This is a genomic window from Mucilaginibacter sediminis (assembly GCF_051903035.1).
GTDB lineage: Bacteria > Bacteroidota > Bacteroidia > Sphingobacteriales > Sphingobacteriaceae > Mucilaginibacter.
The window spans coordinates 932,230-954,795 of sequence record NZ_CP170602.1 but is presented as its reverse complement, the minus strand read 5'-3'; the positions used below and the strand labels follow the sequence as shown (position 1 = coordinate 954,795).

Annotated in this window: 18 protein-coding genes; 2 read left to right on the top strand and 16 right to left on the bottom strand. The window is 43.7% G+C overall.

The window, feature by feature from the left end:
- Nucleotides 1-165: 165 nt before the first annotated feature.
- From eutC to ACFGVS_RS03725, 13 genes are all read right to left on the bottom strand, one after another.
- Nucleotides 166-918: an ethanolamine ammonia-lyase subunit EutC gene (eutC, locus tag ACFGVS_RS03785; protein ID WP_439697526.1), complete on the bottom strand. Its 753-nt coding sequence runs from the start codon at nt 916-918 to the stop codon at nt 166-168.
- An 86-nt stretch (nt 919-1,004) separates the two neighbouring features.
- Nucleotides 1,005-2,381 (bottom strand): ethanolamine ammonia-lyase subunit EutB, encoded by a 1,377-nt coding sequence (locus ACFGVS_RS03780; RefSeq protein WP_439697525.1) that lies wholly within the window; start codon nt 2,379-2,381, stop codon nt 1,005-1,007.
- A gap of 62 nt (nt 2,382-2,443) precedes the next feature.
- A complete protein-coding gene (eat, locus tag ACFGVS_RS03775; protein WP_274213460.1) occupies nt 2,444-3,793 on the bottom strand; it encodes an ethanolamine permease in 1,350 nt (449 codons plus the stop codon).
- Nucleotides 3,794-4,203: 410 nt separating this feature from the next.
- Nucleotides 4,204-5,136 (bottom strand): sugar phosphate isomerase/epimerase family protein, encoded by a 933-nt coding sequence (locus ACFGVS_RS03770; RefSeq protein ID WP_274213461.1) that lies wholly within the window; start codon nt 5,134-5,136, stop codon nt 4,204-4,206.
- Between the two features lie 415 nt (nt 5,137-5,551).
- Entirely contained in the window at nt 5,552-8,149 is a 2,598-nt protein-coding gene (locus ACFGVS_RS03765) for an MGH1-like glycoside hydrolase domain-containing protein (protein WP_439697524.1), read from the bottom strand.
- A gap of 99 nt (nt 8,150-8,248) precedes the next feature.
- Complete coding sequence (locus ACFGVS_RS03760) at nt 8,249-9,319, bottom strand: dipeptidase (RefSeq protein ID WP_439697523.1); 1,071 nt, start codon at nt 9,317-9,319, stop codon at nt 8,249-8,251.
- A gap of 11 nt (nt 9,320-9,330) precedes the next feature.
- Nucleotides 9,331-10,464, bottom strand: a complete 1,134-nt coding sequence (locus tag ACFGVS_RS03755; protein WP_439697522.1) for a D-TA family PLP-dependent enzyme — start codon at nt 10,462-10,464, stop codon at nt 9,331-9,333.
- A gap of 190 nt (nt 10,465-10,654) precedes the next feature.
- Nucleotides 10,655-11,119, bottom strand: a complete 465-nt coding sequence (locus ACFGVS_RS03750; RefSeq protein ID WP_439697521.1) for a RidA family protein — start codon at nt 11,117-11,119, stop codon at nt 10,655-10,657.
- A 203-nt stretch (nt 11,120-11,322) separates the two neighbouring features.
- Nucleotides 11,323-12,429 (bottom strand): hypothetical protein, encoded by a 1,107-nt coding sequence (locus ACFGVS_RS03745; RefSeq protein WP_439697520.1) that lies wholly within the window; start codon nt 12,427-12,429, stop codon nt 11,323-11,325.
- A 97-nt stretch (nt 12,430-12,526) separates the two neighbouring features.
- Nucleotides 12,527-13,342: a hypothetical protein gene (locus tag ACFGVS_RS03740; RefSeq protein ID WP_439697519.1), complete on the bottom strand. Its 816-nt coding sequence runs from the start codon at nt 13,340-13,342 to the stop codon at nt 12,527-12,529.
- 29 nt (nt 13,343-13,371) lie between these two features.
- Nucleotides 13,372-14,925 carry a phosphatase PAP2 family protein gene (locus ACFGVS_RS03735; protein WP_439697518.1) on the bottom strand — a complete coding sequence of 518 codons (1,554 nt, stop codon included), beginning with the start codon at nt 14,923-14,925 and terminating at the stop codon, nt 13,372-13,374.
- Nucleotides 14,926-14,950: 25 nt separating this feature from the next.
- Nucleotides 14,951-15,841: a hypothetical protein gene (locus ACFGVS_RS03730; protein WP_090652649.1), complete on the bottom strand. Its 891-nt coding sequence runs from the start codon at nt 15,839-15,841 to the stop codon at nt 14,951-14,953.
- Between the two features lie 295 nt (nt 15,842-16,136).
- Nucleotides 16,137-16,685, bottom strand: a complete 549-nt coding sequence (locus ACFGVS_RS03725) for a hypothetical protein (protein ID WP_439697517.1) — start codon at nt 16,683-16,685, stop codon at nt 16,137-16,139.
- 284 nt (nt 16,686-16,969) lie between these two features.
- On the opposite strand from ACFGVS_RS03725, the gene ACFGVS_RS03720 reads away from it, so the two are divergent.
- Nucleotides 16,970-17,557 carry a TlpA family protein disulfide reductase gene (locus ACFGVS_RS03720; RefSeq protein WP_439697516.1) on the top strand — a complete coding sequence of 196 codons (588 nt, stop codon included), beginning with the start codon at nt 16,970-16,972 and terminating at the stop codon, nt 17,555-17,557.
- A 216-nt stretch (nt 17,558-17,773) separates the two neighbouring features.
- Nucleotides 17,774-19,330, top strand: coding sequence for an alpha-N-arabinofuranosidase (locus tag ACFGVS_RS03715; RefSeq protein ID WP_439697515.1), 1,557 nt, complete (start codon nt 17,774-17,776; stop codon nt 19,328-19,330).
- 79 nt (nt 19,331-19,409) lie between these two features.
- On the opposite strand, the gene ACFGVS_RS03710 is transcribed toward ACFGVS_RS03715, so the two are convergent.
- The 3 genes from ACFGVS_RS03710 to ACFGVS_RS03700 form a co-directional block, all read right to left on the bottom strand.
- Nucleotides 19,410-20,864 (bottom strand): phytoene desaturase family protein, encoded by a 1,455-nt coding sequence (locus ACFGVS_RS03710; protein WP_439697514.1) that lies wholly within the window; start codon nt 20,862-20,864, stop codon nt 19,410-19,412.
- Nucleotides 20,865-20,929: 65 nt separating this feature from the next.
- Nucleotides 20,930-21,547, bottom strand: a complete 618-nt coding sequence (locus ACFGVS_RS03705) for a beta-class carbonic anhydrase (protein ID WP_439697513.1) — start codon at nt 21,545-21,547, stop codon at nt 20,930-20,932.
- 39 nt (nt 21,548-21,586) lie between these two features.
- Nucleotides 21,587-22,228, bottom strand: coding sequence for a peroxiredoxin family protein (locus ACFGVS_RS03700; RefSeq protein WP_439697512.1), 642 nt, complete (start codon nt 22,226-22,228; stop codon nt 21,587-21,589).
- Nucleotides 22,229-22,566: the final 338 nt, after the last annotated feature.

The window sequence follows — 22,566 nt, the reverse complement described above, 5'->3', positions numbered from 1 at the left end:
GCTGAAGGCTTAAAGCTAACAGCTTTTTAATGGAGATGTTTTCTGCTTTTGGCCTTCGGCTTTCTGCTTTCTGCTTAATAATCCGGCGAAAAAGTAGCTCAAAGCTGAAGGCTTAAAGCTAAAAGCTTTTTAATGGGGATGCTTTCTGCTTTAAGCCTTCGGCTTTCAGCTTAATAATCCGGCATTGTCCTTTAAATCTACACCCGATAACTTGCGTTTAAAGGCCTCGCTGATAAGGTAAAAGATCTTTTTGGCGGCTTTTTTATGGGATAAGCCTTTGGGGCGGATGTTTGAAACGCAGTTTCGGGATTCGTCTGTTAACCCTGGTTTAGGGGCGTAAGTCAGGTACGCTCCTAAACTATCTGCCGAGCTTAATCCAGGCCTTTCGCCAATAAGCATCAGAGATAATTGCGCTTTAAGGTTATAGCCAATATCATCGCCGATGGCTACCCTGCCCTGTTCAACCAGGCTTATTGGCGCAAACTTAAAACCAGCGGCCAGTAACAGCGGGATGAGTTCTTTTAGCAGTCCAAATGTATTTTCATTTACGGCAGTTGCCGAAAGTCCGTCGGCTATAATGATGGCGATATCGGTTTGGATAAAATAATCTTCCAGTTGGTTTAACGAAGCTTCATTCAGTTTGCGGCCAAAATCCGGGCGTTGCAGGTACTGCCGGCGGTGGGTTACCCGGCTGTGCAGCTGCAGAATGGGCAAATTAAATTGTTTAAATACATCTGTTAAGTGACTGATATTCAATTCGGAATAAACAGCATCGCGGGCGTGGGCATGGGCCAGTTTAAAATCAAGAGATTGTTTCAGCGGGATACTTGTACCTACACGGCCAATAGCTATGCGGGCAGTAGTAAACTCCTGCAAGGCCTTCAAAGGCTCTATCTCGTGGGGGATGTTTCTTTTCATGTTTCTATATCAAAGAAAACGGCAGGTTTTTGGATTGTCCTTTACCCGGTTCTTTTTGCCTTTTACCTTTAGCCTTTCACCTTATATTAAACCATCGCTCCTAACAACCCATGCGTCGGATCGATAGGTATCATATTGCCTTTACTATCGATAATTCCTTGCCTTATTAACCATTGTTCAAATTCAGGTGCTGGTTTTAAATTAAGTACTTTGCGCAAATATAGGGCGTCGTGAAATGATGTAGACTGGTAATTAAGCATAATATCATCAGCACCCGGTATGCCCATAACAAAGTTACAACCCGCCACGCCCAACAGGGTTAGCAGGTTATCCATGTCATCCTGATCTGCCTCGGCATGGTTGGTGTAGCAAACATCGCAGCCCATGGGCAAACCAAGCAGCTTACCGCAAAAATGGTCTTCTAATGCTGCGCGAATTATTTGCTTGCCATCATATAAATATTCAGGCCCGATAAAGCCAACAACGGTATTCACCAACAGGGGTTTAAACTTCCGTGCCACAGCATACGCCCTTACCTCGCAGGTTTGCTGGTCGACGCCAAAATTGGCATTGGCAGATAGGGCGCTCCCCTGTCCCGTTTCAAAGTACATCACATTATTGCCCACCGTGCCACGGTTAAGTGATAGCGTTGCCTGGTAAGCCTCTTCAATTAAATTGAGGCTGATACCAAAACTTGTATTCGCTTTTTCGGTACCGGCTATGGATTGAAAGCAAAGATCCACTGGGGCACCTTCATTAATCAGTTGCAAAGTGGTAGTAATATGGCTTAATACACAGGTTTGCGTGGGGATATTAAACTGTTGCCTGATATTATCCATAAGCCTTAGTAAACTACTCACCGCAGCGGGGCTATCGGTCGCCGGGTTTATACCAATGGTAGCATCGCCACTGCCATGCAGCAGGCCATCGATAATACTGGCAGCCACGCCTCTGGGATCGTCTGTTGGATGATTTGGCTGTAAACGGGTACTAAAATGTCCGCTTAACCCAATCGTATTACGAAACCGGGTGACTACCCTACATTTTTTTGCTACTGCAATCAAATCCTGGTTACGCATTAGTTTAGATACCGCTGCAACCATTTCGGGCGTTAATCCATCGGCAATCTCCGTTAGGGTTTGGGTATCTGTTTCGTCGCTTAACAGCCAGTCGCGTAATTCGCCAACAGTTAAATGGCTTATTTGGTTAAATGACTTAACATCATGACTATCAATAATTAAACGGGTTACTTCATCCTCTTCATAAGGCACAATAACCTCATTTAAAAATGTTTTGAGCGGCACATCGGCCAGGGTTATTTGCGCGGCAACCCGTTCCTCATAACTGCCCGCGCATACACCAGCCAACTCATCGCCCGACCGGTAGGGCGATGCCTTGCCCAACAAAGTTTTCAAATCCTGAAACTTGTAAACCTTATGTCGTATGGTGTGGCGGTATGGCATTTTTGTTCATTAGTTCACTGGTTCATTAGTTCATTGGTGCTTTGCGGAGTGCCGTTGTTCATCTACAGATCAGGCGTTGCCATCATTTCATCTGTAAGGGCTACTTTGTGTTTACCCATAAGAATAAATATAATACTGATCAGGAGCAGGCCTGCAAAAAATATAATGCTCACCGTAAAATTAAACCACATAATGGCAAATAAACTTATTATTGTTATAAGCAGCGCTATACCCGGAAACCACGGATACACAGGTGCTTTAAATGGTCGTGGAAGCTTTGGCTCCTTTTTCCGCAGGATGAACAAGCTCACCATGCACATAATGTACATAACAACTGCCCCTAATACAGACAGTACCAGGATTTGCGAAGTACCATTCTTGGTATGGGTACCAATATAAATGGCTATAAAACTAACGGCCCCGGCCACCACCAACGCCCAATGCGGGGTTTTAAAGCGGTGGTTTAGGTTATCTAATCCTTTTGGCAGATAACCGCTCCTGGCCATTGCAAATACCTGCCTTGACGATGCCAGAATAGTGCCATGAAGCGAAGCTATCAGCCCAAATAAGCCGATGCTGGCAAATATTTTGGTTAAGCCGCTTGCCTTGCCCAGCACTATACCTATTGCTTCGGGCAAGGGGTAATCTAAGGTACTTAGTTTACGCCAATCGGTTATCCCGCCAGTAACAACCATTACGCCTAATGCCAATGCTACCAATGTTGCCAGAGCGCTAATGTAACCTTTGGGGATATCTTTTCGTGGGTCTTTAACTTCTTCGGCAACCATGGCCACGCCTTCTATGGCAAGGTAAAACCATATCGCGAACGGAAGAGCGGCAAACACACCTCCCCAGCCAAAGGGCATTGGGTTACTCATGTAGTTACTCATTTTAAAATGAGGCGAAACTATACCTAAATACAAAACCAATTCGGCAACCGCCAAAATGGTAATGAATACCGAAAATGCGGCAGATTCTTTTACCCCCAAACCATTAAGCAACAAAAATGCGGCATTAAATACCAGGGCCGAGTGCATAACCGGGATTTCCGGGTATAAAAAATGGAGGTAACTCCCTAACGAAATTGCTATTGCCGGCGATGCAAAAAGAAAATCGATAAGCGTGGCATAACCAGCTATTAAGCCACCAAATGGGCCCATGGCCCTGTAGCCATAAGCAAAGGCCCCGCCTGCATGCGGAATTGCCGTGGTAAGTTCTGTGTAACTGAAAATGAACGTGATATACATCACCGTTATAACCACAGTGGCTATAAGCATCCCGATTGTACCGGCAACATCCCACCCAAAATTCCAGCCGAAGTATTCACCAGAGATGACAAGCCCTACAGCTATCGCCCATAAATGGACTGGTTTTAAAACTCTCTTTAATTGCTCTGCCGGGGGGGTTGCCATACGTTTTGATTTGCCGCCATAAGATACTTATTGCGGGGCGAATATCAAAATTGACGTATGTTATGGAATTGTTAACCCGTTAGTTCATTGGTTCATTGGTTCATTGGTTCATTGGTTCATTGGTTCATTGGTTCATTGGTTCATTGGTTCATTGGTTCATTGGTTCATTGGTTCATTGGTTCATTGGTTCATTGGTTCATTGGTTCATTGGTTCATTGGTTCATTGGTTCATTGGTTCATTGGTTCATTGGTTCATTGGTTCATTGGAACGCGGGCATAGCGGGCAAAAGTTGTCGACGGCATCAGACTTCCGAAGTTTTAGAAACTTCGGAAGTCTTTCGGCAACCGGACTGATGACTAACCTTCAGACCAGACCAATGAACTAATGAACCAGTGAACTAATGAACCAATTAAACCTTCAGCGTATTTTTCAAATACCCTATACTGCTGGTAATGCTTGCCAGCGGATCTTTCGGGCCATCGTGTTCAACGAAGAAATGTTTCATGCCGGCTGATTTTGCGGCTGCGAAGATTGGTTTAAAGTCGATTGTGCCGCTGCCTACGGGTAATATGGTTTTACGCTCGGTATCCAGATCTTTTACGTGCCAAAGCGGGAAACGGCCGGGATGTTGTTTAAACATTTCAACCGGGTCTTTTCCGCCTTTAACAGCCCAGGCCAGGTCCAGCTCCATTTTCACATTCCGGGGGTCGGTTTCGCTCAATAAAAGATCATAAGGAACCTTGCCGTCAACGGCATGAAACTCCATATCATGATTATGATAGGCAAATTGGATACCTACCTTTTTGGCGGCCTCCCCTGTTTTGTTCAATACTTCTATGGTCGATTTGATTTCTTCGAGCGTAGCAGTTGGCGAATTGGCGCAAACCAGGTATTTAACACCACCTGCGGCTGCATCATCAACCAACTCCTGCATATTATCGCGCAGGTTTTTCATTGGAGGTATAACCATCGGTTTGCCATCGGCGCCGTTTGGCAATTTTGTTCCGGGAGGAAGTTTAAATGGTGCGCCTAACACGTGGTGCGACGTCCAGTTCATGCCCAGGTCATTTACCATGGCTTTAAACTCTTTGGGTGTCATACCATAGTAGCCCCCTTTTTTGCTAAAGGCCGATTCCATGTCTTTAAAGCCAAGGGCTGCTATTTTGGTCAGCGTGCCTTTTACATCCTCGTCAATAACACCAAAAAAAGTGAATAGCTGTAAACCAATGGCATGCGGAGCAGCCATATTACTTAATAAGGAAGCAGCTTTGCCGGATAAGGCCATACCGCCAAGCATCAAAGCCCCGGTACTTTGGATAAATTTTCTCCTGTTGTAATTCATGCTGATAATTTAGTTTTAAGTGGTACAGTAAATCTAAATAATAATTATCAGCAAATTAAAACTTATTGTGTCTTTTTTACACATTAACTCATATAATCATCTCCAGGCAGGCACAAGCTTATGATGTCGGGGAGATAAAAGCATCAAATGACACCTTGCTTTTACTGCCTGATCCTGGTTAAAAACCCAAACCTTCAGCAACTGTTTTGGCCAACAGGCACACAAATGGGCTGCCTTTAATTTGCCCAAAACGTGAGTTTTATGTTAACCATGATAAAATACAAATAATTGGCTACCAAATGCTTATATCATATTTTATTCAAAATATGTTAAGTTATGTTAACCCAATTAAATGCTTTTATGCGGCATTTACATTTGATTTTGGCGCTCGTAAAGCGCTGTCATCAGCAGGTGCCTATTTATACAAACAATTAGCTATCAACCCTGTCCAGCCGGTTTGATGAGAAGCCCCCAAACCCCTACCTGTATCACCGTCAAAATATTCGTAAAACAGTACATGGTCCTTAAAATGCGGATCAGTTTGCATTTTGTGATTTGCGCCAAATAATGGCCTGTACCCTTTATCATCGGGTAAAAACAGTTTAGAAACCCTGCTGTATAGTTCATTGGCTACTTCGGACAGGTTCATGAAATTACCCGATCCGGTGGGGCATTCCACTTTAAAATCATCGCCGTAATATTTATAAAAACGCTGAAGGCTATCAATAATAAGGTAATTAATCGGCATCCAGATCGGGCCACGCCAGTTACTGTTACCACCAAAAAGGCCGCTGTCGCTTTCGCCAGGTGTGTAGGCGATGCCAAAATCCACTCCGTTAACCGCTATTTTATAAGGATGATCCAGGTGATATTTTGACAATGAGCGGATGCCATAATCACTTAAAAATTCATTTTCATCCAGCATATATTTCAGCAGTGATTTCATTCTGTACCCACGCAACAAACTGATAAGATGCTTGCCATTATTACTTGCCTCGTTCCAGCGCGAAACTAAGGAAGCCAAATCCGGCCGTTTTTCGGCAAACCATTTCATCCGTTCTTTAAATATAGGGCTGTCGGCTATATCTGCTTCATCCAAAACTTCGGTTGCAAATAACGGTATCAGGCCTACGATGCTTCTTACCCTCATTTTTACAGAGCCATCATCCGGGAAACGGATCTGGTCATAAAAAAAACCATCCTCATCATCCCAAAGTCCTTCATTGCTTTCGCCAAAGTTTGACATGGCCCCCACGATATAAATAAAGTGCTCAAAAAACTTCGAAGCTATATCCTGGTATGCTTTATCGGTTTCGGCAAGCTCGGTTGCAATTCGTAACAGATTAAGTGAGTACATTGCCATCCAGCTTGTACCGTCGGCCTGTTCCAGGTGTTGCCCGGATGGCAGACGGGTATTTCTGTCGAAAACACCGATATTATCCATACCAAGGAAGCCCCCCTCAAAGATATTGTTACCGGCTTCATCCTTACGGTTTACCCACCAGGTAAAATTGAGCATGAGTTTATGAAAAATCCTTTCTAAAAAGTACGTGTCGCCCTTTCCATTATTGGCTGCCTTATCGGTTTTATAAATATTCCAAACGGCCATAGCGTGCACCGGCGGGTTTACATCACTAAAATCCCATTCATAGGCCGGTAATTGCCCATTGGGATGCATATACCAATCGCGGGTGAGTAGTATCAACTGATTTTTTGCGAATGTCATATCTATCGTCGCCAACGGCAGGCAATGGAAGGCTAGGTCCCAGGCGGCAAACCAGGGATATTCCCATTTATCGGGCATCGATATGACATCCTTGGTATTTAAATGTTTCCATTTGCTGTTGCGGGCATTTTCACGCTGGGCAGGTGGCTCCGGCTGAGAAGGATCGCCGTTGAGCCACTGCCGAATGTCGGAATAATAAAATTGCTTATTCCAGAGCATCCCGGCAAAAGCCTGCCGCTGAATAAGGCATTTGTCGGCATCGTCTTTATTACTATAAATATCGGCGTAAAACTGGTCGGCTTCTGTTAAACGTACGCTAAATATGTTGTCAAAGTCTTCAAAACTATAATTGGCATCCGGCGAAAGCCTGAGCCTAATAGTAACACCTTGCCGGGCGGCAATATTTATATCATAATTAACAGCTGCCTTTGTACCGGTTTTCTTTGGGTTGATAGTGTCGGCCCCATGAACTATGTAATCGTTAATCCCGTCTTTATGGTATTTTTGGCCACTGTCGAAATTGTATAGCCGCTGCATATTGGTTTCATTATCGCAAAACATTACCGCCGGATTGCCCTCCGTATGCAACCAAAGCTGTCCAAGATCTTCATGAAATATGCCGGTTACGCCGTTACCATGGGCCGAAATTTGCGGTTTGTAATCATCAATACCCCAGCTCCAGGTATTACGGAACCATAGTGTAGGCATTACATTTAATGCAGCATCTTTATCGGATCGGTTATAGACGGTAATTTTTACGAGGATATCATTTGGGTCATTCTTGGCGTATTCAGTAAAAACATCAAAATATTCGTTGTTATCAAAAATGCCGGTATCCATCAGCTCAAACTCAGGATCGTTGCGTGTACGCCGCTTATTTTCGTTAACCAGCCAGGCGTAGGGAAACTCATTTTGCGGGTACTTGTACAAGGTTTTCATGTACGAGTGCGTTGGCGTACTATCCAGGTAATAGTATAATTCTTTTACATCCTCGCCGTGGTTTCCCTCGGGGTTACTCAGTCCGAAGTAGCGTTCTTTGATGATGGGGTCTTTTTTATTCCAGAGAGATATCGCGAAACAAAGGTTTTGCTGACGGTCGCAGATGCCCGCTATACCCTCCTCGCCCCAGCGATAGGCTTTGCTACGGGCCATATCATGAGTTATAAAGTTCCAGGCATCACCATTGGCACTGTAATCTTCCCTAACAGTACCCCATTGGCGGTCGCTCACATAGGGGCCCCACTTTTTCCAGGTTGCATCCTTTAATCTTGCTTGTTCTGCATTCATGAATGCAAAGTAGGCTTATTTGAAATAATTAACAGAATTGTAGGAGATGTTTTACACGATGGTGAAAAAGACATCTAAATAAACCTGCTATTCGACATTTTACCCCCAGGCCTTCCTCAAAAACCTTAACCAGTTACCGTGCATCATGTTTTCAATATCTACATCGGTATAACCTCGTTTTCTTAGCATATCCGGCACTTTTTGCAAATCGGCTATGGTCTCCAGGTCATATGGGCATTGCTCCCGGCCAAAAGCGCCATCAAGATCGGTGCCCATGCCTACATGCAGGGCGTTGCCGGCTATCTGGCAAATATGATCGATATGATCTATCATCACCTCCATGTTACAATGCATCCCCTTAGGCGTTGATACCCCCCTCACCCATCCCGGCACCATCATCCAGGCATCCAATGCAGCACCAATTACTGCCCCCCTGTCAACCAAAGCTTTAATCATCTCATCGCTGTACTGCCTGTTGTGGTTTACCAGTGCGCGGCAGTTGTTGTGGCTGGCCCAAACGTGGCCGTTAAAATGATCAAGCGCTTCCCAAAAACTGTCATCGCACAAATGAGTTGCATCCAAAATAATATTCAGACGCTCCATTTCTTTAAGCAGTTCATGCCCTTTTGGCCCCATGTAGCCGGTGGCATCTGTACCCTGGGCATACCTGCCAGGGCCATAATGCGCGGGTCCTACAGCCCGCAGCCCGTAATTGTAGGCGCGCTCCAAATGTTGTGCCGTTATAATCGAATCTGCGCCTTCCAAACTTAGGATATACCCTACGGCCTTAGTTTCTGTTGGCTGTCCATCGTTCCAATAAGCAAGGTGTTTTTCTAACGATGCCAGGTTATTCACCTGCACCATTTGGCCGGCATCTTCCATGGCCTTATACCAGGCTACCTGCCCCTGTGTTTGCGCCCAGGCCTGTTCGGGCGAGTGCCATCCGGGCAATGGGTTACCGGGAGCTACGTAACGCCCAATTTGTGTGGCTACCACCAAACCAATATTGCCTTTGCGCAATTCGGGCAAGGTAACAACTGCTTTGGCGCGGTCGGGTTTATCGGTAAGGCCTTCTTCGCGCTGGTTTAATTCGGCCAGCGGACGGGTCAGGTCGCGGTTCCACTCCAGCGCATTCATGCTGAGGTCTAAATGGGCATCAATTACAAACATATTTTTTATTATCAGATGGTAATTTTACGGTCGCGGGCCAGGTTAAGCCATTCGCCGGTAAGTATATTATTTTCGATGGTACAAACGCGTTCGTATAAAGCCACTGTTGGGCATACATGATGCGGGATGCCGTAAAGCACATCGCCTATTTGGTAGTCATGGCCCTTACCCGCATCAACAACCAGGTGCTCTTCGCTTTGGCCAACAGGCACCAGTTGCGGTGCATTTAAAAAGTAAATTCGCTTTGCCAGTTCATTTTCGGCCGAAATAGATTTATGCCCAACATCCAGGCAAAGTTTAGTAGTATCGGGCAACGATACAACCCGTGTAACTACCAATACTGCCGGCAAAAAGGCCTGCTCTGGTATGTTCAATTCATAGCCCCTGTCCCAATAAACAAAAGTACCCGGGCTGCATTCTACAACAGGTCTTTTTGAATGGATGGTAAAGGTCGGCGACCCACCAGCAATAATAACCGGCTCGGGATAATCTTTCGCTTTCAAATCCTGTTGCAGTTTTAATACAGGTGCGAAACCGGCATCGCAGCGCTCTTTTCGTTTTGCCACATCAACATCGTGGATATGGCCGTCATAGGCATGCAAGCCAACCGGCGTAATCCCCGGCAAAACGGCGCAATCCATATACAGTTGCAGTGCATCAAAACCAGGCGCAATGCCTGTACGATTCATGCCAACATTCAAATCGATGTAAACAGTAACAGTAGTTTTACCAGCCACTGCCGCATCCGAAATCTCTTTGGCTGCTAAATCGTTATCAACCAAACACGAGAAGCGGGTTTGCGGGTAAGTTTGTATTAATTTGATAAACCTATCCAGCTTAGGCCCAACAGGCTGGTAAGCCAGCAAAACATCGGGTACCTTACACATGCCCAGCAATTCCGCTTCGGCAATAGTAGCGCACTTGAATTTGTTAATCCCAGCTTCAAGTAATAGTTGTGTAACTTGTTTGTTTTTGTAAGTTTTAATATGAGGGCGCAACCGTGCCACATCATCAATCATGGTTTTAAGCACATCGATGTTGGCCTGTACCCTATCGGGATAAACAACCAAAGCCGGTGTATCCAGTTTATCTACGTTATCTATCTTGAACCAGTGGTGAGTGGTGAGTGGTGAGTGGTGAGTCATGACCAGTTAAATGAATAGCAAACGAGTTTTTCTAAAGTCTGTATTTTGCCATTTGTTTTATAATAAATCCCATTGATTTGCGCCATCAAAAACGGTCCAAGTCGTCTTAAGATAGTTTTTTTTCCTCACCGCGTACCCATCTTCCATCTAAAAATCCTTGATACTTGATACTAACTACTTGATACTAAAATCAAACCAATTCAAATAAAGCCTCAATTTCAACCGGAATATTATCGGGTAACGATCCCATGCCTACTGCGCTACGCACACCAATGCCATTTTCTTCGCCCCAAATTTTGGCGAAAAGCTCGCTTGCCCCGTTAATGATGAAGGGATGTTTTTCAAAATCGGGGGTGCAATTAACCATACCTAATACTTTGATTACCCTTTTTACCTTATCTAAACTGCCTACGTTGGCTTTTACGGTAGCCAGCATGGCTAAACCAACCTGGCGGGCAGCAAGCTTCCCATCTTCCATATTTATGGTATCGCCAATACGGCCTATAATCAGGGTACCATCATCCTGTACCGTTCCGTGACCGGATAGGTAAAGGTATTTTCCATCAATTAAACATGGTTTATAAACGCCAAGCGGCTTTGGTGCCGGCGGCAGGTTTAAACCCAGCGCAGCAAAATTTTCTTCGGGAGTGTTCATATTGTAAAACTATAGTATTTTCAAATCTAAAAATACTATTCATAAAGTAGAGAAAACATATTTAAAAATTTTAAAAACTTACGATATGGTAGTAAGACCATCGAAAACACCCCCCAAAAGCAACAAAGTAGGTTTCTGTTTGCCATAAAAACAAAAAAGCCGGGGATCTCAAACCCGGCTTTTGCTTAAACCATGAATCAACTTTATTTAAATCTGTACGTAATTCCAATGTTAACGGCGTAATCGGCAAAAGCCGCGTCGCCTTGTGTGTATGTTCCGGTAAGGTTGGTTGAAATTTTGTCAGCAACACTTTGCGTACGTTCGCGACGTAAAGCAACCGGCACAAATGCATAAATAGAAAGTGATTTTAAACGGAATGTAACCCCGGGCTCGGCCGAAAGGATATTACCCGGCCTTCTGAAACCGTTACTGCCGCCAACAAGGTCATGAACCGGTAAGCACTCATAACGTGCACCTGCCGAAAAGTCAAATTTACCTGTGCCATAGCTTGCACCCGCCCTAAGCATTACCTGGTCTGGCACACTCATAATATCGCTGCCATTAGCAATGGCCTTAGCGCTTGCAGTACCACCGCGGGCTGTTGAAACGCCGTTTTGTTCTCTTGGGCTAACGAGGTAATAAAAACCACCATATACACCAAATTTGTGGGTAAAATTGTAATAAGCGTTAATTTCGGTGGTTATACCTGTACCGCCGTCGCCCAACTGTATAGACTGATCAACCGGGCCAAGTACTTTGGCATCGGTTGTGCCCTGGTGGTAAAAATAGTCCTGGTAGTTATAAGCACCGGTAGCGAGTTTTAAGCCCAAGCCAACCTGGATATTTCCCTTACGTGCTTTAGCCGGATTTAATAACCAGGCATATGCAGTTAAACGAACATCGCCCAGGCCAAATGAATGTGTTTGTAAACGTTCTTTGCTGCCGTGCTCATATAATGATGAGCGGCTGTTATCCACAATAGGTACATCCACCGCAAACGACCAGCGATTGTTAAAAATACGGGTAAGTGTTATATCATTGGTATAGGAGTGATTAATAACATTTGTACCCAGCGCTATACGTTGTTTTTGCTCGGTTGTGCCAACAAAATGTTTGTATGACCTGAAGTAGCGGCTATTGCTATTTAACAACCAGCTTCCTTCAGCAACATTGGCACTATCCGGATGTTCGTCCATAGTGCACAAACCACCTGTACTCCTGATGGCTACGCAGCCCTGTGCGTTTACTTTTGCATTTGTAAAAAGTACAAATAATGCTGCAACGCAGCTCAATTTTAAAATTAGTTTCATAGTTTTTTTTAGTGGTTATTATTGTTTAGATAATTGAGTATTAAGGCCGGGTGATAAAACCCAGCTAAAGCCTGCTTTTTACAGGGTATCAGGTTAATTAATTAGTTTGTAAATGGGCTGATTTTTTAAAAGGCCATGATAAAAATCCGGTAGGCGATCGCTTAACAGCAAACCATAAGGATAACAATACCCCATAGCTGCCGCCCCGCTCAACCCATTCAAATATTTCATATTTAGGGTAAAAGAGTTCGCTTGTTATTTTCCAGATGATAAACAAAAACAGAATATTTGCGAATGGGCGAATAAGTACAGAAAGTGCTGCCAAAACTTCAAAAGTGCCAACTACCAGCGCGGTTTTATCAGGATCGTTAAAACCCAAAGCATGGTACTGATTAATTAAACTTTGTTTTTGTATCAGGTTTAACCAACCATGGCCCAACAGCAGCAGGAATGCAAACAACCTTAAACAATTTAAAACATTTTTTAAGGTACCTGCATCCATGTTTACATTGTCATCCATCCGGCCGAACCATTTTTTTAGCGGTATTTTAACCCCACCCTGCATTAGCAGCAGTACAAATGGAGCACCAAAATTACCTGCGCGTTCAATAAACTCGGCAAATGGCTCGCCCGATAAAGGACGCATGGCGGCTGTAATTATCCCCCACACCACCAGCCAGCCGGCTACCGCACGTGTTGGATATACCAATAGCGATAAGCCAAACAAAATATCCATCATTCCTACGTAGGGCATCAGCGTGTATGACATATCATGCCCGATGCCAACTACGGCAAAATAATTACACCAAATTTGCTTGGTGATGATACCAAAGGCACCATGACCTATAAAACACATTGCTGACGCAAACCTGAGCGTGTAGTATATATTTTTATCTGAAATTAAACGCGACATGTTATTGTATCTTAAACTCTCCCTACCCGTTATAATCCTGCACCGTCTGCTTTACCCCTGTTAACCGCGTATTGTCCTACCGCTTTGCCGGTTACTAAACCAACTTCGCAATCGCTGCGGAAGTGGATACCACCGTACAGCCTCGACATGGCGGCCGCTTGTGCCAGATCAGTAAACTTAGTTCCTCTGTCAGGTAATAAATAACTTAATACGGTTGCTGCTGCGCCGCTAAAGTTAGAGTGTCCTGATGTATAAGCCGGGAAATTTGGCACCCCCGTAAGCGTTTTAATCAACGGATCAACCTGCGACGGGCGTTGGTTAAAGTAAAAATATTTTGTATCCCAGCAAACAATAGCGGCATCCATTTCGGCCATATTTAGCAACGCAAAGTTACGGGCCCAGCGCACTTCGCTATAATTTTGTTTCACAAACTCATCGGCAGCAATAGCATTCCAGTGGCCAGCCGGTGTGTAGGTACCAATGCCATCAGCCCAAAAAGCAACCTGCTCTTCATGTGCCCGACTATGATCTTTACTCATTGATAGTACTTCATCAACTTCTTTTTTATATTCGGCCGAAGTAGATAAATACGGTGGCGCCGGGCGCAGTGAAACAACAGTTAATGTATCAAACAAAAACGGAAGCACTTTTGAAAACAAAGGCAACATCGGTGGTCTTTTAGGTGTTTCTAAACTCACCCAAAACTTTCCTGATTCAAATGCCGTTGTTTGTAGCGTGGCCCAAACAGCCGGCGTACCTATTGCTTTACCTGCACGATCTCCACGGGCACGGGCTGCAAATAAAGCTGCAACCTGTTTTCCTAATGATTCACCTGCTGCTATCTCGCCGCGGGTATTTGCACCTGCCATTATACGGTATTCTTTTTCTTCCTGGGCTTTTTGGTTGATGTAAGCCAGTTCGGTAGGGAATAACAGCTTCATTAGCTCAACGGTGGTGCCGGCAACAACTGCATCTTCGCTTGGATATGATGGCAGCTCAGAAACCGGCACCAAGGCCTGTACAGCTGCATCGTTTTTGTAAGGGGCCGTACGTTTATAAGTGTTTTTAAAGTGCCACGCAGCCAACAAAGCATCATATTGCGCTGCGCTCACATAAGCATAAGCGCGGGCGGCATAAGGCGGGTTTGAGAATGGAAACTCTGGATAATTAAATGGGTTGGCCGAACTTGGCGCGGGATAAGTACCATCTTCATTTTGATATGGCGCAACATTATGTTTGGCAACCAACTGGCGCATAATCTCGTTCCACCTTAACACAGCACCTGCGCTCCAGTATTTAATAGATGCCTTTTGGTCATCAGTTAAATTTCTCTGAGCTGCTTTAATTTCGTTAATATCCGCAAGGTAAGCCGGCGAAGTAACCGCATCGGGGGCGGCAACGGTAAGCACACTAAAATCATTAACCAGCACTGGTTTCCAGGTATCGGCATTAAGGTCGATATTAGCGGGGGCCAGCGCGGGGTATTGTTGAGTACGATCTACAATGTCTTTTTTACAGGATAAGCTAAATATAGCCACGCCTATAAACATTGATGGTATTATATAAAGTAATGATCTTTTCATCAGATTCTCTTTTAATTATTAAAAATTATTTCTCTTTCCTGGTATTAAAAACATAGTCAATACCACCGTAGAAGGTGCGCGACTGGCCAACATTTCGGCCTTTCAACACATAATTGCCGCCCGCTGTCACTTCTAATCCTGGTATTTTGGTAAACATATATTTAAGGATGAGCCCCGCGACCCGCGAATTCATTTTATTACTTGGGAAAGGATTATCGTTTTTCCTGATATCAAAGCCTCCATGCGTATCAACCTGCGTAAACGTAGCCTCGGCATTAAATTGCAGGCTCCTGAAACCGGCACTGATTAGATAATTAGAAACATCGGGCATCTGCACTTCGTTGGTATAATGCATTTCGGTAGTGTAATAGGAGTTTCTGTCGATAGTAATATTGCTTCGGCGCACGTACTGATAAGCACCGGCCACAAAAAACCTGCTAATCTGGTAATTGAGTAAACCACGTAAAGCGACATTTTTACTGTGTAAGCCGATAGATAATGGTAAAAAATCAGCTTCGTAGTTACTTGCAGGTATCGAGCCCGAAAGAATAGCATGTAAACTCAAAGATCCTTTACCTATTTCATGTTTAACAGCCAGCCATTTTACATAGGCGCTTACATCCTGAAAATTGTGCTCGCCCCGCAAAGTTCCGGCGCTGGCATTGGTTGTAATATAAGGAAGCGCAACAGATATATTGATTTTGTTTGACAAGCCATAAACAACACCAAGCATGTAAGCATTTGAACTTACCGTACCCATATTTGGCGCATCACGTTTAAAGGTACCTTCCCAGTAATGGTCCCACTGGCTATGTGTGTAAGCGCCAGCCACGCAAACATAGTTTTTAGGTATCATCAGTGCGTCGGCATCAGTTTGGGCTTGTACATGTTTAGTTAAAGTAAGGCATACAGCCATAACAATACAGCATCTGTAAAAATACAGCAATGAATATTTCATTCTATTTAAGTAAGGAAAATCAATAAAAATTTAATAATAAACCAACTGACAGAAAATGATTTAAAGCATTAAATAACACGTTAAACATTAATTCAGCGTAAAAGCCGGAAGCCTACGATTATGTGTCATCAAAATATCTGATTGAAGCCCACTATGCAGACTAAAAAGAGTTATTTAAATGATAAGCAAATTAAACAGCCTTTATCTTTTGCCGATAAAAGAACAATTCAACATCATAATTTATAAGCTATAATTAGCAGGTAAAATTTGGCGGTTTGCCTGGAGATTCAATGTAAGGGTCGTTCACATGGTAGGCTATAGGGCTTGCAATAGCTTTAAGCAGCGTTGAAAAGGCTACAAACTGGTAGTATGTTACCTGGAAGCTATAATCGTTTCCTGTGCCGGATTTTTTAAGCTGATCATGCCCCTTTTTACTAAGTGGTACATCATTAATTTCTTTGGCAATGACCAGGTTGGCAGATACCAGGCGGGTTTTAACACTATTTGCAATACAAATGAACGACATGGTATCCGGCGACATTTTGTATCTTAAATAGTTGTAATAAACTCCTTTTAACTGTAGTTGGCCGTTATCCCTTACGTAGTGGTCCCATTTTTTTATACCGGGAAGGTGAACCGGAATTTTGATTTCGACAAGTTTGGTTGCGTCAATCTTGTTTTCGTAAATCTCTTTAACTATCTGTATTTCTGATTGGTGAATGAAATACTGAAATACAAACTGGTACCCGCCCAAATTGAACAGGTGCACATTAAGTAATAGCATTGCAATAAACCTTTTCACTTTTCCAGATTAACTATTAGGGTAATAATTAGCGGTAAATATATTGTTACAATACTATTAAAACAAATAAAAGTAAAAATTGTACTGCGAAAAGCAGATATGAGATGTTAGATATGAGATAAGGGACTTAAAATTTCAGGTATTTTGAGCCGGACAAACAAAACACGACACGTCCTATAAGGCGCTCAGAACTCAACCCTTTCGCCCGAAGGGCTATCCTTCATTATATTATATATGATTAACATAATATAACTTTGTTTGCATATTTGCACCAAACTTATCATATGATACTACGAAAATACTTTTCGGCATCAAACATCATGTTTGCATTGCTCATGGTACTGGCTGTGATTACCTGGGTGAACCCCACAGCCAAAATTGAGCTAATTCGTGGGCTGATGGCCGTTGGGGCTTTTAAACCAGATCCGGATGATTATGCCCGTAACCATAAAGCCCCTGCAAACCTGCCCGATTATAGTTACCGGGATACATCAGGAAATACAATTTCAATATCCGGCCTCAAAAATAAGGTTGTGTTTGTAAATTATTGGGCTACCTGGTGCCCGCCCTGCCTCGCCGAAATGCCATCGGTAAACGGGCTTTACATGAAGTTTAAAAATAACCCCAATGTTGTTTTTATAATGGTTGATACAGATAACGACCAGCTAAAGTCAGGAACGTTCCTCAAAAATAACCATTACAGCCTGCCATTATATACGTCTGTCGGCAAATTTCCGGATACTTTACTGGATGGCACTATTCCAACAACCCTCATATTTGGCAAAGACGGCAAGCTAAAATACAAACACACCGGCGCAGCCGATTACAACAGCGATAAGTTTAATGAGTTTTTGGAGAGGGAAGCGAAATAGATATGAGATGTTAGATATGAGATATGAGACAGACGAGTTAAAAAATATGCTCGGTTACCTTACAATGTAAAATCAAAATATCCTATTAATGAAGCGAAATACCTATTTTAAACCTTCATCTCAAATCTCATATCTAACATCTCAAATCTTTTTTATTGTTAAAACAACACTTATTAATTATTTTTTCTTTTCTTTACGGCATAAACCTGTTATTCCATGAAAAGAAATTTGCTCTCATCACTTGGCGCTGCCGCCTTGTGTTTAATTTCGGCATCCGGTTACAGCCAAACCGGAACGCTTAGTATCAGTACCGATTCAAAAACAACCATCAGCAAGCACATTTACGGGCAATTTGCCGAGCATTTGGGCCATGGCATTTATGGCGGTTTTTGGGTTGATAAAAGCCTCCCTGTAAAAAAGCAGGACAGGATTCGCCTGGATGTTGTAGAGGCTTTAAAAAAGATAAAAATACCTAACCTGCGCTGGCCGGGCGGATGTTTTGCTGACGAATATCACTGGCGCGACGGTATTGGCCCAACCGCATTACGCCCGCGTATGGTAAACACCAACTGGGGCGGCACTACCGAAGATAACAGCTTTGGTACGCATGAGTTTTTGGAGCTTTGCGAATTATTGAAATGTGAGCCTTACGTAGCCGGCAATGTTGGCAGTGGCACGGTAGAAGAAATGTCGAAATGGATTGAGTACCTTAACTCAAACAGTACCAGCACAGTGGTTAAAGAACGTATTAAAAACGGCCATCCGGCGCCATATAAAGTAACTATTTGGGGCGTGGGTAATGAAAGCTGGGGCTGCGGCGGTAACATGACACCAGAATATTATGCCGACCTTTTTAAACGTTACGCTTCCTTCGCTAAAGATTACCCTGGTGCGCATCTCAAAAAAATAGCCAGTGGGCCCAATTCAGACGATTATAACTGGACAGAGGTTTGTATGAAAAACATACCAAACTGGATGATGTCGGGCTTATCAATGCATTATTATACTATCCCTACCGGTAACTGGGGTAAAAAAGGGTCGGCCACTGAATTCAGCGAGAAGGAATACTTTAACACGATGGTTAACTGCCTTAAAATGGAAGAGCTGGTTACCAAACACTCGGCCATTATGGACAAATATGATCCAGGAAAGAAAGTAGCCTTAGTAGTTGACGAATGGGGTGTTTGGACGGATGTAGAACCAGGTACCAACCCCGGCTTTTTATACCAGCAAAACAGCCTGCGCGATGCATTAATTGCGGGAACAACACTTAATATTTTTAACAACCACAGTGATCGTGTGCGCATGGCAGCTTTGGCACAAACCGTCAACGTGTTACAAGCGCTTATTTTAACCGACAAAGAAAAAATGGTGCTTACCCCTACCTATCATGTTTTTGATATGTACAAGGTGCACCAGGATGCCAAATACCTGCCTATTAAGCTGGATGTGCCAAACTACGAGGTTGATGGCAAAAAAATAGAGGCGGTAAATGCGTCTGCATCGCAGGATAACACAGGCAAGGTACATATTTCATTAGTTAACCTTGATATGCATAATGCCATCACCATTACTACCGAATTGAAGGATGTTAAATGGAGTGCTGTTAAAGGCCAGGTGTTAACCTCAGCAAATATTACGGATATTAACACTTTTGCGGTGCCAAACAAACTGCACCTGGCAACCTTTACCAATGCCAAAAAAGATGGAGATAAACTGGTGGTTACACTACCCGCAAAATCGGTAGTTACGCTGGAGTTACAGCCCCTCTAAATCTCCCCGGAAGGGGAGACTTTAAAAAGTAAAGTTCCCCTTCTATTAATAGTAGTAAAACCTTCTTGGGCCCTCCCCTTCAGGGGAGGGTTTGGGTGGGGCTTTTGTTCCATATATCCTTCAACGCTTTTTTAGCCGCATGATACCCGCACATGCCATGCACCCCCCCACCCGGAGGCGTGGATGATGAACAAATATACAACCCCTTGGCTGATGTTTTATAAGGCGAAACCCTTAGCACAGGCCGCGTAAATAACTGGCCGATATCTATTGCGCCGCCGCTAATGTCACCGCCTATATAGTTGGGATTGTATTCTTCAAGCTGGGCGGTGTTAAAGGTATGCTTAGCCAAAATTGTGTCCCGGAAACCGGGTGCAAAACGTTCCACCTGTCGTTCTATAATATCAGTTATGTCTTTATTTGAACCATTCGGGACATGACAATACGCCCATGCCGTATGTTTGCCTGCCGGTGCCCGTGATGTGTCGAAGATGCTTTGCTGAGCCAAAAGTACATAGGGTTTGTCCGGGTGTTTACCTTTCCAAATCAGTTGCTCGCCTTCGGCAATTTCGGCAAATGTGTTGCCAATATGTACCGTGCCTGCCTGTTTAACTGCTTCGGCCTTAAACGGGATTGGCGCATCCAAAGCCCAATCTACTTTAAATACACCCGCACCGTAACGATAGCGTTCTAATTGCCATTTGTATAGCGGCGAAAATTTATGGCCGGCAATTTTTAACAGTTGTTTTGGTGTAACGTCGAACAAAACAGCATGTGATGAGGGTAATTGATTTAATGACTCGACATAAAACCCGGTCTCAATCTTACCGCCAATCGATATAAAATACGAAGCCAAGGCCTTTGCTATTTGCTCAGATCCGCCTTTGGGTAATGGCCATCCTTTTAAATGCCCCTGTGCCATTAGTACCAGTGCAATAGCGGATGTGGCGATATTGCTCAAAGGCTGTATGGAATGTGCCGCCATCCCTGCTAATAAGCCTTTTGCCTCTTTGGTTTTAAACTTTTTGGCTAACCATGTGATGGGCGTTATGGCGGGAAGGCCGAATTGTGCCATCAGCAAGGGATGTTTCGGATAATGCGGCGGGCCTAAAACATCTGCGGCAATTAGCGGCCAGTTTTTTACTACAGGCTGCATTAAATCAAGATATGCCTGCTCATCCTTGCCAAGTAACCTTGCGGTTTCTGTTACCGATTTTAGCAAAACAGCAGCCGTTCCATCATCAAAAGGATGGGCGGCTGCTATCTCTGGAAATATATATTCAAGGCCGTGCTGTACAAGCGGCAATGTTTCAAAAAAAGGCGATGCAACCGCCAGTGGGTGGATGGCCGAGCATATATCGTGTTTAAAGCCAGGCAGGGTAAGTTCGGTAGTGCGCAGCCCTCCTCCTATTTCGCTCTTGCCTTCGAGTAATAAAACAGAAAGACCGTTTTGCTGTAATAAAATTGCAGCCGCCAGTCCGTTTGGCCCCGATCCTACTATTATCGCATCGTAATCGCGCTTTTCAAGCTTCATGTATGGTGCAAAGAGGTGTTTATCCCCCTAAGATATCCAAATTAACTGTTTTAAGCTGACATTGTTTAGTTTAAAACCTCGCCTGCATGCGTGGCCTGGGGCACCTCAATCAATTTGCCCGACCGCACATCATATATATAACCGTAAATGGGAATGTTACCAGCTACTAAAGGATGATGCCTTATCCGTTCAACATCTTCAATAACGCTTGCTTCAAGGTTTTTAAAGGTGAGAAATGCGACATGGTTGGCCTCGTCAGATCCACCGTTTTCGTCGGTATTGCGCCAGCCGTTTTCGTCGATAGTGGCGGTATTCAGGCTTTTGGAGAGTAAGTCGCGAATGATATCGTCGGTAAACAAGCCCATACCGCAATCGGTATGGTGTATTACAAACCATTCCTTGGTGCCCAATAGTTTATGCGATATCACCAATGAACGGATAGCATCGTCACTTGCCCGGCCGCCTGCATTGCGGATTACATGTGCATCACCCTCGGCAAGGCCTGCGTATTTAGCTGGATCAAGGCGGGCATCCATACAGGTTAAAATAGCAAACTGGCGTGCCGGCGGTATGGTAAGATTACCCTTTTCGCCAAAATGTTTTACATATTCATCGTTAGCCTTAAGTACCTGGCGATGTACCTTGCTTTTAACTTGCTGAAGCTCATCAATTGCGTTCGACATAGTTTTATGTTTTTGTGAATAAACCTCGTTTTTAAATTGTCAGGCTGATTTCCTGCTGTTAGCTATCAATGACGATTCGTAAACCGAAGTAATGATCGCTTCACTATTGAAAGTTCCCAAAAAGTCAAGATCGATGTGGTTGTAAATCACTTGCTTATTGGCATCGATAATATAGGTGGCCAGTAAGGGCACATTAACATCAATACCCGAAAAGCGGTTCCAAACCGGGTCGTTGTCAGAATAAATCCTGAATGTGTGAGCTATATTTTTCTCCTCGTCGTGATAAAAGTTAAGGGTAAAACTGCTTTCCCAGGCCTGTTTTGCCAGTTCGTCGGTACGCTCATCGCTGATAATCAACAAGCTACCGCCGTTTGCTCTTATTTCCTGCTGGATATTGTTCAATTGATTTAACAATTCAAAGCCTTGCTCTTTCCAGTGGTGCGAGTAAAATGCAATCACCAATGGTTTTTTGAGCAGTTGCCTTAAAGCAATTGGCCCATGTGTTTGTGCACCGTTGAAAAACGATTGCCAACGAGTATAATCATTGGAAAACTTTAAATCCGGAATATAATTACCTGCTTTTACGGGTTGCAAAGCGCGGTAAGGTTTAAAAGCAATATCGTTATCAGGAACAATTTCTGAAAGATCGAAAAACGGGTATTTATTAGCAGTAGTTGACATTTTGTAGTGTGGTTAATAGTAGTAAATTATGTTTATTGGCGCAGATGAGAGAGGTATCACCTTCAACAACGGCATAAGCCATAAATCACGTGCTGGTAATGCAGCACCCTATCAAAAAATGGTTTCTTTAAAGGATTTATCGGGTAAGCGTTCATAAAATATATTAAATAACGAGGTCAGTAAACTTTTGGCGGGATCTGTGGTTTTAAGGGAGAGAAACTCAACAGCAGCAACACATACACATTATCCCTCTTAAATCGTGGCGATTTAAAAAGTTATTTGATTTGTATTTTATTGTGTTGTTTAACATTCCTTTGAATTAACGAAACAAATGTACT